General features: G+C 49.8%; 12 protein-coding genes. 4 read left to right on the forward strand and 8 right to left on the reverse strand.

Annotated elements, in window-relative coordinates; genetic code table 11:
* Positions 1–147 precede the first annotated feature (147 nt).
* From MRY86_RS15250 to MRY86_RS15260, 3 genes are all read right to left on the reverse strand, one after another.
* Positions 148–1,002: an MBL fold metallo-hydrolase gene (locus MRY86_RS15250; RefSeq protein WP_293568672.1), complete on the reverse strand. Its 855-nt coding sequence runs from the start codon at positions 1,000–1,002 to the stop codon at positions 148–150.
* A gap of 35 nt (positions 1,003–1,037) precedes the next feature.
* Positions 1,038–1,556, reverse strand: coding sequence for a 6,7-dimethyl-8-ribityllumazine synthase (gene ribH, locus MRY86_RS15255; protein ID WP_044215788.1), 519 nt, complete (start codon positions 1,554–1,556; stop codon positions 1,038–1,040).
* A 93-nt stretch (positions 1,557–1,649) separates the two neighbouring features.
* Positions 1,650–2,342 carry a tetratricopeptide repeat protein gene (locus tag MRY86_RS15260; RefSeq protein WP_044148277.1) on the reverse strand — a complete coding sequence of 231 codons (693 nt, stop codon included), beginning with the start codon at positions 2,340–2,342 and terminating at the stop codon, positions 1,650–1,652.
* A 292-nt stretch (positions 2,343–2,634) separates the two neighbouring features.
* On the opposite strand from MRY86_RS15260, the gene MRY86_RS15265 reads away from it, so the two are divergent.
* The 4 genes from MRY86_RS15265 (at position 2,635) to MRY86_RS15280 (ending at position 8,582) form a co-directional block, all read left to right on the forward strand.
* The gene (locus MRY86_RS15265; RefSeq protein WP_293568695.1) at positions 2,635–3,351 is read left to right on the forward strand and encodes an NUDIX domain-containing protein; all 717 of its coding nucleotides are present in this window, start codon (positions 2,635–2,637) and stop codon (positions 3,349–3,351) included.
* Positions 3,352–3,375: 24 nt separating this feature from the next.
* Complete coding sequence (locus tag MRY86_RS15270; RefSeq protein ID WP_293568680.1) at positions 3,376–4,560, forward strand: WG repeat-containing protein; 1,185 nt, start codon at positions 3,376–3,378, stop codon at positions 4,558–4,560.
* Positions 4,561–4,589: 29 nt separating this feature from the next.
* Positions 4,590–5,093, forward strand: a complete 504-nt coding sequence (purE, locus tag MRY86_RS15275) for a 5-(carboxyamino)imidazole ribonucleotide mutase (protein WP_293568682.1) — start codon at positions 4,590–4,592, stop codon at positions 5,091–5,093.
* 372 nt (positions 5,094–5,465) lie between these two features.
* A complete protein-coding gene (locus MRY86_RS15280; RefSeq protein ID WP_293568684.1) occupies positions 5,466–8,582 on the forward strand; it encodes an efflux RND transporter permease subunit in 3,117 nt (1,038 codons plus the stop codon).
* 58 nt (positions 8,583–8,640) lie between these two features.
* Here the strand turns inward: MRY86_RS15280 and MRY86_RS15285 are convergent, their stop codons facing one another.
* The 5 genes from MRY86_RS15285 to MRY86_RS15305 form a co-directional block, all read right to left on the reverse strand.
* Positions 8,641–11,673, reverse strand: coding sequence for an efflux RND transporter permease subunit (locus MRY86_RS15285; protein ID WP_293568686.1), 3,033 nt, complete (start codon positions 11,671–11,673; stop codon positions 8,641–8,643).
* 33 nt (positions 11,674–11,706) lie between these two features.
* Positions 11,707–12,810 carry an efflux RND transporter periplasmic adaptor subunit gene (locus MRY86_RS15290; RefSeq protein WP_293568688.1) on the reverse strand — a complete coding sequence of 368 codons (1,104 nt, stop codon included), beginning with the start codon at positions 12,808–12,810 and terminating at the stop codon, positions 11,707–11,709.
* A 99-nt stretch (positions 12,811–12,909) separates the two neighbouring features.
* A complete protein-coding gene (locus MRY86_RS15295; protein ID WP_293568690.1) occupies positions 12,910–14,052 on the reverse strand; it encodes a DUF4221 family protein in 1,143 nt (380 codons plus the stop codon).
* 77 nt (positions 14,053–14,129) lie between these two features.
* Positions 14,130–15,290: a DUF4221 family protein gene (locus tag MRY86_RS15300; protein ID WP_293571608.1), complete on the reverse strand. Its 1,161-nt coding sequence runs from the start codon at positions 15,288–15,290 to the stop codon at positions 14,130–14,132.
* Between the two features lie 313 nt (positions 15,291–15,603).
* A partial coding sequence (locus MRY86_RS15305) for a hypothetical protein (protein ID WP_293568693.1) occupies positions 15,604–15,792 on the reverse strand: 189 nt, incomplete at its 5' end.

Here is a 15,792-nt window from a genome sequence, read left to right on the forward strand (position 1 = left end):
CTAGAGCCTCAAACGGCTGCAAGTGGCAAATTTTATCTTGCTCGTCGTTAAAAAGCCTCGCCGATGCTTAGGCATCGCCTACGTTTTTTGCCTGGATGAAAATAAAATTTGCTACACTTTCGCTCGTTCAGGCCTAGCTGAACAAGTCTATTGGAATATAGCCTCCACATCAACATCCGCTCCTTTCGCGATGTGGCTCCGGTCATTGCGCTCTACCTGTGCGCAGGCGGTGAAAGGGTCATGCTCGAAGAACAGGTAATGCCCACGGTCTACGCCATCTTCCAGAATACGCCCCTTTTCCCGCATGGTATCGAGGGGGCGCAGGTCGTAGCTCATCACATAGGGCATACCGATGTGGAAGGAGGATGGGATCACATCCGCACAGTAGACGAGGGTATGGTCGCCCTGATGGAAAATCGGTACCATCATCGCTTCCGTATGACCGTAGACGAAGCGGATATCGATACCGGGCAGCCACTCCAAGTCATCTTTTTGTACATCGATAAATTTAAGGACGCCCGCCTTTTTCAGGGGCACAAAGTTTTCTTTCAGGAAGGAAGCCCTCTCTCGTGGATTAGGATAATAAGCCCAGTTGTAATGCACCTCGTTAGACCAGTAGGTGGCATTGGGGAAGGCAGGCACAAGGTTCTTATCCGCATCGTACTTCACCGCTCCGCCCACATGGTCAAAGTGCAGGTGGGTGAGCAATACATCGGTGATGGACTCGGGCTCGAAGCCTGCCTGCTGAAGGCTGCCCATGAGAGAAGCTTCTCCGTGCGGCTCAAAGTGGGAGCGAAATTTTTCGTCCTGCTTATCGCCGATACCCGTGTCTACCAGTATGCGGCGCTCCCCCTGCTCAATGAGCAGGCAGCGCATAGACCAGGTACAAAGGTTATTTTCATCGGGCTTATTTTTCTTTTGCCAGAGGGTCTTGGGCACCACGCCGAACATGGCGCCGCCGTCCAGCTTAAAATACCCGGTTTCTATGATATGGATGGTCATTATATGGTGTTTTGGGTGTAATCAGTAAAAGAGCACTAAGAAAAACCAATACGGGACTGCCCAGCTTTCAAAGAGTCCTTCAAAGCCGCCATACGGATAGCGGTTACAGCCGCTTCCACGCCCTTATTGCCGTGCTTGCCGCCCGCGCGGTCCCGGGCCTGCTCCTCGGTATTTGGCGTCAGCACCCCAAAAATAAAAGGCTTTCCGTATACCATGCTTAGGTTGGTGAGCCCGCTGGCCACCGCCTGATTGATGTACTCATTGTGGGAGGTCTCGCCTTTAATAACGCAGCCCAGGCAGATAACGGCATCGAGTTTGTGCTTGTCGATCATCATTTTGGCGCCAGCCGGCAGCTCAAAGGAGCCGGGCACCTGAGCGGTATGGATATTGGCTTCCTTCGCGCCGTGCTTGATCAGGGTGTCATAGCAGCCCTCGTAGAGCGCATGGGTAATTTCGGGATTCCAGTCGGCCACTACGATGCCAAAGGCAAACTCCTCTGCGGAAGGCAATTGCGCTTCGTCGTAGGTGGAAAGATTCTTTAATGCACTTGCCATAATTGATGTGGATTAGGGGACAAATTAGAAAAGGTAAGGCTCTCATCAAAGAAGAACCTTACCTTTCCGATAGTAGTTTAATGCAGCGGGAAATTATCCCTGAGAAGCGCGAACGATATACTTTTCGATATCGCGGCTTACCGGAGAACCAGGGTACTCTTCCTTGATACGCTCGTAGGAAGCCTTGGCATCCGCCATGTTGCCGTTGCGCTCGTGCAACATTCCAATCTTCTTCAGGTAGTAGGGCGTCAGCACTTCGTTATCGCCTGCACTGATCGCCTTTTTGTACTGCTTCATTGCCGCATCGAAGTCACCCAGCTCAGAGTACGCATCGCCAAGGGCGCCGTGCTTCATAACCGGTGTCACTTCACCCGCCGGGCTATAGTCCTTCAGGTAGTCGAGTGCGGCCTCATACTTGCCCAAGTGCAGGTAAGAAACGCCAGCGTAGTACTTAGCCATATTACCGGCATCGGTACCGCCGTAGTTGTCGATTACATCAAGGAAGCCCATGTAGCCGCCACCGGGGTTGGTGAGTGCCAGTGCAAAGGAATCCTGCTCGAAGCGCTGCTGCGCACGGAACATCTGCTCCACCGCTTCCTGCTGCTTCGGCTTCTGATAAAAATTCTTATAGGCGAGGAAGCCGCCTACGATGAGAACGAGCGCCACCAGGCCACCAAAGATATAATTCTGATTGGCGTCCATGAAGCCCTGCGCCTGATCGCGCACCTCCACAATATCTACCAACGTCTCGTCTGACTGCTTCTGATTTCTTTTTCTTCTTGCCATTATAACTTACAGTTTTTGAAAAGCTGGGCAAAAATAAGGTAAAGTTTGATAGCGGCAAATTAATTTCCTTAATTTCACCCAACGTAATATACCGACGATAAAGTGGTTTGCCATAGCAAACCGGCTTGATGTCGGCATTAACGCCGGAAAGTGGCCTGCGCCTGTCCTGACAAGCTACGCTTCGTCAGTGGCCGATGTCGCAAATCATAGATCCCAGACGATGAATGTCTGGACTGTAAGCCCGACATTTATCGTCGGTGACCACTTTGTTAAGCGTAAACAACCCGTTGGCATGGCTTATACTTATGAGTACCCACGGCCGGCCCTGACCGTGGACTGTGTGATTTTCGGACTGGATGAGAGCCATCAGCTGAAAGTGCTGCTGATACAGCGCAAGAATGACCCGTTTGCCGGGCGCTGGGCCCTGCCGGGCGGCTTTGTGGATATGGACGAGAGCCTGGAGGCGGCGGCCCTGCGCGAGCTGGAGGAAGAGACCGGCGTCCGGGATGTGTTCATTGAGCAGCTTTTCACCTTTGGTGCGCCGGAGCGCGACCCCCGGGGCCGGGTGGTCAGTGTGGCTTACTACGCGCTGGTCAACCTGAGCGAGCACCCCGTTGAGGCGGCTTCTGATGCCCGGCAGGTGGAATGGTTCCCGGTGCAGGAGCTCCCGCCACTGGCGTTTGACCATGACAAAATCCTGCAGATGGCGACCAACCGCCTGCGGGCCAAGGTGCGCTATCAGCCCATTGGCTTCGAGCTGCTGCCCGAGCAGTTTACCCTTTCTCAGCTGCAGCAATTGTATGAGACGGTACTGGGCGTGGACGAGCTCAACAAGCGCAACTTCCGCACCCGCATTCTCAAAATGGGCGTGCTGCGCGAAGTGGGCAAACAGGAAAACGTGGCCCACCGCCCTGCCAAGTTGTATAGTTTTGACAAGGAAGCCTACGAGCAACTCTTCCGGGAGCGGTACGACGACTTACTCCGCCGGGGAGTAGACTTCGAAATATAAATTGATTCAGCCGAACTGCCTGCTATGCCTGCCGCACGTTTCTTCACCGGTACTTCTACCATGATTTTGCTCAGCAGCCTTTTGCTTTTGCCAGGTTGCAAGGAGGACCCGCCACCTGCGGAAAAGCCCGCTCAGGATTCGACAGCAACCTTGCCCGGCCGGGCGGAGGACTTTGATAAAGCAGAACAGCCCTGGGGCTTTATTGGGCGAAACGGGCGTTTCCGCATCCCGCCCCGCTTTGACGAAGTACGGGCTTTTTCAGAAGGGCTGGCGGCGGTGCGCCTGGGCGGATACTGGGGCTATATTGATCCGGAAGGGCGTATGGCCATTGAGCCGCAGTTTCAGGCTGCTTTCCCTTTTCGGGAAAGGCTGGCACGGGTGCTGACCTACCCCGACAGCAAAATGGGCTTCATCAACCGGAGTGGCGAATGGGTGATCGATCCGGGCTACGATCAGCTGAATGACTTTGAAGAAGGGCGGGCCAGGGTGCGCGTTGGAGCACAATATGGTTATCTTAATGGTCAAGGCGCCCTTATCATTGAACCGACCTTTGAGCGGGCTTCCGATTTTCAGAATGGCACAGCCGCAGTGAGGTCAGGAGGCAAATACGGACTTATTGATACCCTGGGGCAATGGATGATACCCGCCGCTTACGCGAAAACGGACCCCATGTCAAACCGGCGCATACGGGCACGGCAGAAGGGGTATTATGGCTTCCTGCGCCCGGATGGCAGCACAGCCGTCCCCTTTGAATGGCTGGATGCCCGGGACTTTGCGAATGACCGGGCGGTAGTCAGCCGGGATAGCCTGTACCAACTCATTGACCCCAACGGGCAGCTCATCACAGCCACCGCTTACCAGCAGCTCTGGTACGTAGGTGAAAGCTTCTGGGCCTTTGAGCAGGAAGGGCGTTACGGCTTCATCGACCGGAACGGCGAGGAGATCGTGCCGGCACAGTTTGACCAGCTGATGTCCTTTAGCGAAGGGCTCATCCCCTACCGGATGGGGCGGCGCTGGGGGTACCTGCATCAGGACGGGCGGGTCATTACCCCTCCTGAGTTCTTTCTGGCCTGGGGCTTTGCGGAAGGGCTGGCACGGGTCGCTACCCGCAACGGCATGGCCTTCATCGACACGACCGGAGCGATTGCGATCCCCACCAACTTTCAGGATGTAAGAGATTTCTCTGAGGGGCTGGCACCGGGGCGATAATTTTGACAGGAAAAAACAAAACCAAAGATATGATCAGCATTATTATGGGATCAGACTCCGACTTGCCCGTCATGCGGCAGGCCGCCGATGTGCTAAAGGAACTGGACATCCCCTTTGAGGTCACCATCGTTTCGGCCCACCGCACGCCGGAGCGGATGTTTGAGTTTGCCAAACAGGCCCACGGCAGAGGCATCAAAGCCATTATTGCCGGAGCTGGAGGGGCTGCTCACCTGCCGGGCATGGTCGCCTCCCTTTCGCCACTACCCGTCATTGGTGTACCCGTGAAATCCTCCAATTCGATAGACGGTTGGGACTCGGTCCTGTCCATCCTCCAAATGCCCAATGGCGTGCCAGTAGCCACGGTAGCCCTCAATGCTGCTAAGAATGCAGGCATCCTCGCGGCTCAGATCATCGGTGCGCAGGATGAGACGGTGCTGGGGCGTATTTTGACCTACAAGCAGGACCTGGCTGAAGGGGTCAAGGTGAAGTATACCCGGCTTGAAGCGGAGGGGTATGAGGATTACCGGAGATGAGTTGGGCTGGAAGATAGGCTTCATTATTTGAAGTCCGGTGGCGGCTTTGGAGCCGCGACCGGACTAGATATTCGGACATCAATTCCACAATCGCTTCATGAAGCAGCACAGAAAAGTGTAGCCTGGCAACCTAAGCATTATGAATGTTGACTTGTTCGTTTCTGGCTAGCAGCGTTAGAAAGCCTCACCAAAACTTTATCGACGGCTATTGAGATGTCTACGTTTTCTGTCTTGCTGGCCTAAAAAAAGCTTTGTCATATTCTCACTAATTTTAAGATGTCAGACTATAAAAGTTGAAGGCAGCAAAGAAAAAGCGGATCAGAATTCCAAAAACTTGCGTAAATTATTGCTGCTAGCTTAACAGAGCAATCAATGCGCACCTTTACCACCTTCATACTTTTTGCCTGCCTGACTGTAATTGGGTTTGCATTGCTGCCTTTATTATCGGTACAATGGCTGCCCTCAGGCCAGCAATCGCAAATAAGTGTTGAGTACAGTTGGCCAGGTGCCTCACCAAAAGTGCTGGAAAGGGAAGTGACCAGCGTTTTGGAAGGCGCATTTGGTTTGGTAAGAGGCGTTGAGAACCTGTACTCCATTTCCCGAAAGGGCACTGCCAGTATCACTCTGGACCTAAAGCCCGGAGTGGACATAGATGGCCTCAGATTTGAAATCGCCTCCAAAATCAGGCAAATTTATCCATCCTTGCCAGCCGGTGTCAGTTATCCGCAAATCAGTACTCAAAATGCCGAACAAGATGCATCGGACCGGCCGGTGCTGCTCTACTCGCTGAGCGGGGCAGACAGTCCGGAAGCCCTATTCCGGTTCGCGTCTGACAAGCTCAAACCACGCTTGTCGCTCCTAGATGGCGTAGAGGAAATACAAGTGAAAGGCGGTAACGCCTCAGCTTGGAAAATCACGATGAAGGAAGAGCTCTTAATGCAATTAGGGTTGAGAGAAGCTGATATTTCAATGGCTCTTCAGTCCGCATTCGAACGGCAGAGCCTTGGCCAGATATTCGGAACGCTGCATTCAGGATGGGTGGTGCTTGACAATACTCCGGAATGGATGGAGCAACAAACTATAGCGGAGCAAAGGAGGACACTTTTGGACATTCCCATCGCAAAAGTTTCGGGCCAGATAATACGCCTGGGGCAATTAGCGCGACTCGATTGGGAAGCGCTCCCGCCCACTCAATTTTACCGGGTCAATGGACAAAACAGCATCCGGCTTGCTTTTTATGCCCAAAGCGGGGTCAACCAATTGCAGCTTGCGCCCCGTGTCAAGGAAGCGCTATCTGAACAAGCCTCAGGCTTTCCGCCTACCTACCAACTTATCGCAGACTACGATGCTACAGCCTACCTGAAGCTGGAATTAGAAAAAATTGCACAGCGCTCCTTGCTTTCATTGGGCGTACTGCTGTTGCTGATGACGCTCACCTACCGCAACTGGCGCTCCCCTCTTATCGTATTCCTCAGCCTCGTGGTTAACCTGGGCATTGCCTTCATTTTTTATTATTTCCTGAGCATTGAAATCCATTTGTACGCGCTAGCCGGCATTACGGTTTCCTTTGGCATGGTCATCGACAACGCTATTGTGATGATGCACCACTGGAAAAATCAGGGCAATCGAAAGGTCTTCCCAGCCATTTTAGCCAGCACCCTTACCACACTGTCCGCACTGCTCATCATTTGGTTTCTTCCGGAGAAATGGCAAGCCGACCTCCTGAGCTTTGCAAAGGTCATCGGCATCAATCTTTTGGTCTCTGCCGTAGTGGCTGTATGGCTGATCCCTGCCCTCATGGAACGGTTTTACCCAAGGCCCACTGTGAGTTCCAAAGCAGTCTTCTCCTTTGGGGCCCGCAGAAATATCGTGCGCTTGTATGCCGCCTATGCAGTGCTGCTGACGCTGCTGATGAGGCATAAAAAACTGCTCATTGGACTGATTGTCCTTTGTTTTGGGTTGCCCGTTTTTTTGCTGCCCAACCGGATCCCCGGCAAAGACTGGTATAATGCAACCCTTGGCGATAAATGGTATGTGGAGAACATGAAGCCCTATGTGAACAAATGGCTGGGCGGTACGCTGAGGCTCTTCAGCCTGTATGTGTATGAAGGCTCTGGCTTTCGGGATGCCGGACAAACGGTGCTGTATATCCATGCCGATTTGCCTAATGGCTCTACCCTGGAGCAAATGAATCGAGTGATTCAGAGAATGGAAGCCTATCTGAGCCAATTTCCGCAGGAGATCCAAAAGTACGTAGCCCAAATTGATAATGGCCAGCACGCTGCCATCGAAGTCTACTTCAACCGCGCTTATGAGCACAGCTTCCCCGCCCAGCTAAAATCCAGGGTAACAGCTTTCAGTTTCAATATGGGAGGCGTGACCTGGAATATCTTTGGCGTAGGCAGAGGGTTTAGCAACGACCGTGCAGCCTCACCTCCTACTTTCCGGGTTTCCATGTATGGGTATCAAAAGGCTGAATTAGAGAAACAAGCCCGGAATTTTGCCGATAAGCTATTGCTGAATTCCCGCATTCAGGAAGTGAATACATCAGCCAACTACTCCCGGTCTGAAAAAGATTTGTACGCCTTGTATGTTGATCTGGACCGCCGCAAAATGGTACAGCAAGGTTTGACAATACCCATGGTTCAGCGTACCCTCGCGCAAGCTGGCCAAAACCGAAGCTCTGATCTCTACCTCCCCGGTTTGATCCCCGTACGGTTGGTATCGGATCAGCTGCCGCAAAAAGACCGCTGGCACCTGGAACATGTTCCACAGCCTGCCGATAGCCTGCTTGTTGCCTTTTCTGATTTCGCCCGGCTGGAAAGGCGGCAAGTGCCTGCCTCTATACGCAAGGAAAATCAGCAGTACATTCAGTCCATTACGTTTGAGTACCTGGGCTCTCCGCGTTTTGGCAGTAAATTTCTCAATGAAAAAATCGAAGAGATGAAGAAGGAATTGCCTCTGGGCTACTCCATAGAGCGGCGGCGATTCGGATGGGACAGCCACCTTGGGGAACAATCCGCCCTACTTGGGCTGGTCATCGTGCTCATTTTCTTAGTTTGTGCCCTCACATTTGAGTCTTTACGGCAGGCGCTAGCCATCATTTTAATCATCCCCACTTCATTTATCGGTATTTTTCTGACATTCTACTGGTTCAAATTCCCGTTTGACCAGGGAGGGTACACCTCTTTTTTACTGACGAGCGGACTTGTCGTAAACGGCTTAATTTTTTTGATCAACGATTTCAACGGCTTTCGCAAAAAATATCCGAATAGCCCCCCCTTGAGGCCTTACCTTAAGGCACTACAGCACAAAATTGCCCCCATTTTGCTTACTATCTTCTCCACTTCTTTGGGCTTAGGCCCGTTCCTGATCCATGGGCAGCAGGAAGTATTCTGGTTTTCGCTGGCGATCGGTGCCATAGGCGGTCTATTATTTTCGGTGATGGTATTGCTCTTTTTCACACCTTTATTTGTGCTGCGGCATTGAGCATTGGGTTTAAGAAACCGATCAATCAAATACTGCCCAAGGCATTTTTCAACCGGACTCACTTATGCAGCCGATGCCGTTTTTCCTTCCAATTCCCCAGCACACTATACAGCAACGGTATTACATAAAGACTGGCCAAGGTGCCCACAATAAGCCCACCGATAACAGATACGGCTAGTGGCCGCTGCAGCTCAGCGCCCAGCCCTCCTGAAAACAGGATAGGGGTGAGTGCCAGGATGCTCGTCAGGGAAGTCATCAGTATGGGCCGCAGCCTACGAACCCCAGCCTGATGAATAGCCTCCCGGATAGGCAGGCGCTTTGACAGATGGTTCATGATATCAACTTTCAGAATGGCATCGTTGACCACAATACCGCTCATGACGATCATGCCAATCACGGAGACCAGGTTTAAGCTTTGCCCCAGCATGTACAACGACAAAACCGCTCCTGCCAGGCCGAATGGCACCGTGAGCAGTACAATAAGCGGCTGTAACAACGACTCAAACTGCGCTGCCAAAATCAGGTATAGCAGTAGGAGCGCAATAGCAAATACCATCAGCAATTCTCCGATGAGCGCCTGATTGGAAAAAGCCTGCCCGGAATAGGAGACCGCTAAATTGGTGTTTTTGGGGAAATTGCTTTTTAGCCCCTCAAAGGATTGCCCGGCTGAAAGGAACAAGGGAACGGTTACCATTTCCCCCGATTTCCGGGCAGTTATTTTTTTATAATCCAGGTGTTTGTGCATGCGGACAAACAAGCTCAGGGGCAACGGCTGACCAGACTGGCTTTGCACAAAAACAGCCTCAAAGTTGGCTCGAAAAGCCGTATCTGCTGCCGATAAGCGGATCGGGATTTGGCGCTCGTCGCCTTTCAATACCCCGATTTGATTGGCGCTAAAGGCCGATTGCAATTTAGCATACAGGGCCTGATGGTCTACATCATAAAACAAGACCTGATCCCGGAGTATCTCCACGATTAATTCTTCCTTTTGCGGCGGCAAGGATGCCTGAAGGCCGTTTGCCCGGAGCCAGCTGATCACCGGCATCAGCTCCTCGGGGGAGGGCGTGCCCAGCGCGGCATTGGACTGCAAATGCAAGAGGTAGGGCGCTTCCTCCTCCCCGAAAATCTCATCAAATAAATTGTCAATTAATTTGATGTCTACTTTTGCTCCGGGGTATTCGTTTTCTATAAATTTAGCAACAGCTGCTCTTGCGGTATTGTCGCCTCGATCAATGGCCCCAAAGAAAAAAGCCCGGGCTTCATTGGAGTTTAGTTGCTGTTTACTAAGTAAAAACTGCTGGTCGCCAACAAAAATGCCTGAGCTTGGGAAGCGCTCCTGGAAATGCTGCCAGCATGCGGTCATCCGGGCTTGGTTTTCGGTGTAGCGAATGGGCTCGTTCCAGTCAATATTGATTTCCAGGCCGGCCCGTGTAATTTCAGGAAAAGATGCCCGCGGAAGCCGGTCTGACACCAGAAGGCCTACGGTGGCAAAAAGGGTAAAAGAAGCGCCAAAAACTATCCGGTGGCGCAGCACAGTATCCACCGTTTGAGTAAACAACCGGTTTCCTCCGTTGGGTACAGGCCGTGCCTGAGCGCTTAATGACGAAGGCGCAGTTTTTTTCCAGGATTGATTTAGGATGGTGGGTAGCAGGATGTAAGCAATTAGCAGAGAACTGCCAAGGGCCAGGACTATTGAAATAGCCTGGTCATAAAAAAGCACCCCGGCCATGCCGCTCAGGAAAATCAATGGCACGAAAACCGAGCAAGTGGTCAGTGCAGAGCTAATCAGCGGCCGGATCACTTCATTGGCCCCCTGCACGGCTGCATCAATTCTGGAAAAGCCCTGCTCTCTAAATTGTCTTATGTTTTCTATGACGATGATGGAGTTGTCTACCATCAGCCCCAGACCAAGTATCAGGCCCGACAGGGAAATGATATTGATGGATAAGCCTGCGAGGAAAAACCCTAACAAGGTGACCGTCAGGGCTGCAGGTATGGCCACACCAATCAATAGTGGAGACTGCCACTGCCGAAAGAACAGGAACAAGACCAGAAACGCCCCGATGCCGCCGTAGAGCAAACTGCTTCTGAGGCTGTCGATTGATACTTCAAGGAGGGCAGACTGATCATTGGATATATAAAAGTCGAGCTCCGGATATTCCTGCCTCAGCTCTTCCAGCAAACGGGCGAAAGCGGTTTTCAGCTCTAATATTTGGGCTTCTGATTGTTTGCGTATGGCAAAAACAATGCCCTGCTGCCCGTTGTGGAGATACCGGCCCACATCATTTTGCGGGTTTACTTTGATATCTGCAATTTCTTTCAGGGGCAACACCTGATCATCGTGCTTGAAGTATATCGCTGCCAAATCTTCCGGAGACTGCAATTGGGAAGAAAACTCCACATTGTATTGGTAGTGACCATCTTGCAGCAGCACACTGCCCAGGTCATAGTTGTTTTGCTGCAACAGCCGTTCAATGTCCGTTTCCTGAAGCCCCAGGCTCGAAAGCATATCTGGCTTGGGTACCAGAATGATTTCAGGTTCCACCCATCCGCTCAAGTCGACAAAAGCGACCGGCGGCAGTTGTTCCATACGGCGCTTCAGGGTGGTCTTCGCCCATTCGGAAAGCGCTATAAAATCGGGCTTAACACCTCCATTTTCACGAGGCACTACACTGACATAGAAAATCGGGATATCCCCGGCGTTGGCTTTGATGACTTTGGGCCGTCGCAAGTCGCGGGGCAGGCGCGACATGATCTGATCTATCTTCTCATTCACCTCTATAAAGCTCAGATGGGTATTGGTGCCAAACTCAAACGCCAACTGAACGGTAGCTGCTCCATCCTGTGATTCACTTTTGATGTCCTTGAGGTGGTTGGTCTGTAGCAGTTGATTGCGCAGAGGCCCGGTGATGGTGCTTTCGATCGTTCGGGCAGCAGCATTAGGGTATTCCACCTGCACGGTAATTTCGGGTATGTCCGTATCCGGAAGCAGGGAAACGGGAAGCCGGGCTGCCATGATGATACCGATAATAAAAAGCCCCAGGAAAGAGAGAAAAACTCCTACGGGCCGTTGTACCAGAAATTGAAGCATCCTTTTCGTTTATCCATTTTACCTCATCCAGGTTCATTCGATATCTGCCAGCACCACCTCTGTATCGTGGTCGAGGTTCAGGTTCCCTTCGGTTATGGCCAGCTCTCCGGGCTGCAGGCCCTCTGTGATAGCAACCTCTGACTCATTCTCATAGGCGAGGCTCACATACTTCCATTTGGCTCGTTTTTCGGTTTGGTCGTACACAAAAACCACCTCTCTTCCGGAACGTACGACTACTGCCGATTTAGGCACCACCAATTGGCCGGAGATACGCTTTTCAATGACCACGTTCACTTTCATCCCTTCCCACAGTATATCTGAGTGGGTTTGTATATCCTGAGCAGATATTTTGGCTTGAATGCGGATCAAACCACTGCTGCTGACCACCGGGTTGATCCGTGAAACTTGTGCCTTCAGCCGCAAGCCGGGCCTTGCAACAGGGCTTAAGCTTACCTGCTGCCCAATGGAAATATCCATAGCATCCTTTTCCAGAAGTTGAAAGGCAGCTACAAAGCTTTCAGGATCTATCAAACGACAAATCGTAGTCTGACCCGTGAGTTGTTCGAAAGGTTTTACTGCAACGTCAGCTACGATACCGTCGAAAGGAGCGCTGATGACCATTTGGGACCATTCGTACTTCAATTTTTTGATGGTATGCCGGGCATTGCTTAGCCCACTGCGGATCAGGATATTGTCAAAGGTTTCTGCATTGACCGAGGTATCTACCCCCCAGGTGCCACCTTGCATCACCAGTTGATCGTCTTTGTTGTAAATGGCTTCTTTCAGCTGTAGGTTAGCTTTTTCCAGTTCCAGCATCAAAGCCGTGGAATCCAACACCGCCAATGCCGCTCCTTTTTTAAACCGCTGCCCTTCCCGGGCGAATAACTCCTGAAGGCTGCCGGAGACTTGGGCTTGGATATCTGCCTGCCGGGTTGCCGTCAATGTTCCACTGGAAAAAACCTGGACAACGAAATCTTTGCGCACTACGGGTTCCGTGCGCACAACTGCTCCTGCTAGCTGCTCGCGATTGGGAGAAGCAGGCATAGTGCCACCTGTCTCAGGGGAGTTACCGGAGGAAGGCGCACATTGGCACAAAATGTGCCCTACTGAAAGAAGGACAAACCATTTTTTTATCACATAAAATTGGTTTCATTTAAGAAAAACGCGGTAGAAAAGCGCTGAACTGAGCTTCACCCAATTCATTGCGCTACACTCAGGTAAGTAAATATAAGAAAATCAATCACATTGCGTACGAAATACCCTGAATGCAGTGGCCTGCTCAGACACGTTTGTTACGTAACACATTAGCCCTTGTTTTGAAGGCAAAGCTCCAATTGGAAAATGGTACGGAGGTAACTCAAAATCAGTCAGCACATTAAATTGCTCGTCCATCACGGTAAAATAAGAAGCCTTTTTTAGAGCTTCAGTTGGATGGGTATTGATTACCGCCCGGTAATATTGACGTCGCTCCGGGATGTATTTTAACTCCCGGTATTCCGGATTGTTTGTAACATGGTGAATCTGTTCATCACCAGCTCCGGTACTGCCATAGTAGGCTTCCGCTTCCTTAGGTGCATAGGCGGATGGGGCTTCTTTGACCGCTGTTTTTCCGGACGCTATATCGTAAACATATATTTTGCTGCTCGTTTTGAAATTGTAAATAATCTTGTCCTCCAGAAAAAGAAAGTTTGGGCTACTCATTAAGCCAAAGCTCTTTTCCCGGAAAATATCCGGGTAATGAATATCCAATTTTTCGAACTTCAAAGTATTGATATTCAGTCTGCCGCAAAGACTGTTTTCGCGGGCATAATGCTCAGGTATAGTGTATCGATCATACCGATGATACCTCAGTGGGAAATAGAGGAAATTCGTGTTGCGATCAAAATACACGGGCCTTCCTTTCTTCTGATTCACACCAAGAACATACTCTGAAAAGTCAATCCCCTCAATCCTCGATCGTTCCGAGTTCACCTCAATCACCTGTTTAAAGTCTCCTTCCATATCGATGAGGAAGATTTTGAAGTCAGTGAAAACAAAAACCGAATCTTTGTTGACGTAGTAAAAGCCTCTGACCTTGGCAATTTTCTCAGGCCCTTCTTTCTTCAGCCGAACAAAATCAGTCATTGCTTTTTGTTCCAGGTCAATCACATCAATACCATGCATGACATCATTATAGGCTACCATTTTTTCACGGCCCTCTTGTTCGATCAATTGGGTCGCCTTGTAGGAATTAATCATTTCGCTGCTCATCGGTATTTTTACCAATTGGGTGGAGTCAATTGTGCAGGTGTTTGTTTTTACGCCGGAAGCGTCTGGAGCACAAGCGCTGAGCGAAATTAGTAGCAGCAGGCTTAAAAATATATAACAGCAGTTTTTCATCTATTCATCATTATTTTTAAGGGCAATCTTAAGATTAGCTCCATAAGAATATGAAGATTGACCCTTTGGTATTGCGCTCAGGCACAAGTGAGTTTCAAGTGCCTATACAGCTTTATATCCTCGTCATCACTCAGCACTGGCAGCAATACGCCTTGTTCTGTAAAAACTCTGGTCATAAACGAAACGGTGCCTTTCGGTAGAATGATTTCCTTTTTGACTTTGAATTCTGGCGAGAGGACCATAAGAGACATCTTTTTAAGTTGCTTTCTGCCTACAGAAAAGTCATCGGGAAACAATAAACTTCGATAGTATTCATTACGATAAGGATTGAAAATAACCACCCCATAGTCTGGATTGCCCCGTAGATGATTCATTAAGGCTTCCGGATCTCTCGATACCGTTCCCCTGACTAAAAAAGGCTCCGCATCGTCGACGAGCTGGCTTGGGCACTTGTGCGTTATAACCTTTTGGGTCTTCAAATCATAAACATAGATATCTGAATCGACTTTGAAGTTATACACGATTTTGTCTGCAGTATAGGAAATATTAGGCCGGTTGAGCAATCCGTAGGATTGTTGCCTGAATTTATCCGGGTATTTAAGGTCAAGTATCGTTACGGAGTCGTTTGAAATGTCCCACTTTGCCAAAATGGGCACTTCATAGTGATCTGGAATGGTAAATTGGTCATATCGGCTAGCCTTGCAAGGGATGTACAATGACTTTTCTTTGGGGTAATAATGAATGCCCGTCCCATTCTTTTTATGAGCATACAAAGTTACACTTGAAAAGTCAATACCCTTCAAAGGACTTGACGATTGATTAATAGGGATTTTACGAATAATCGTGCCTTCCGAATCGATGAAAAAAAGATGGTATGCGCATGCAACAAAAATGGTATCAGAATTATGGAAATAAATGTCTTTGACATTGTCGATACCTTTTGGCCCTTCATGCAACAGCTGTAACCGCTTGGTGAGCGGCGAATTACTATTGGACAAATCTACCCAGTCAATGGAATGAATAATAGGGGTATAAGCAATAAACCGATTTGGTTTAAGCTGCTGGGTAATTCCGTATACCGGTGTGATAGCAGGAGAATTCACTTGTATGATACTTGTTGTATCGATTATACATGCTCCGGCACCTAAGTACTCCCGGTCGCTGTCATTAGTACACATAGTGCATAAATACAATAAGGAGATTAACCCTAAGTATCTGCTATAAAAGTTGATCATCATTTCTGAATAAGGAATTTAGCCCAACATGATTTTGAAGCTATGATTGTAGAACACTCCACTTTATTTGATTTTCCTACAGTTAAGAAATTCAAGACACTCGAAACTTTCACATATTTAGAAAAATATCTTTAAAGTCTCGTAACCAAAAGCATGATGGGCAATAACCAGAAAAGAAGAATAAATCTTGTTTTTCATGATGTAATATATGTACTTTAGTAACTGCCCCTTCGCATGCGAAGGGGCAGTTACTAAAGTACATACAGAAAGGTGGGTTAAGAATTAGCTCCCCGGCACCCAAGCCAGGGAGCAGTAATCATTGATCCTTTACCCCGACAAACCGTTCCCGTACACGGTTCCCCGCCTCATCATCATAAGCATAATATAAGTGCAGTGTCTTGTGGTCGCCAAGCACCTCTCCGTACACTAAAGCATTGTGGCAGTCGTAGCCGTGTGTGCTGGTCGAAGAGACAAAGAACCGATACTTGGGCCTTATAAAAATTCC

It is taken from the genome of Phaeodactylibacter sp. (assembly GCF_022763345.1).
Classification (GTDB): Bacteria; Bacteroidota; Bacteroidia; order Chitinophagales; family Saprospiraceae; genus Phaeodactylibacter.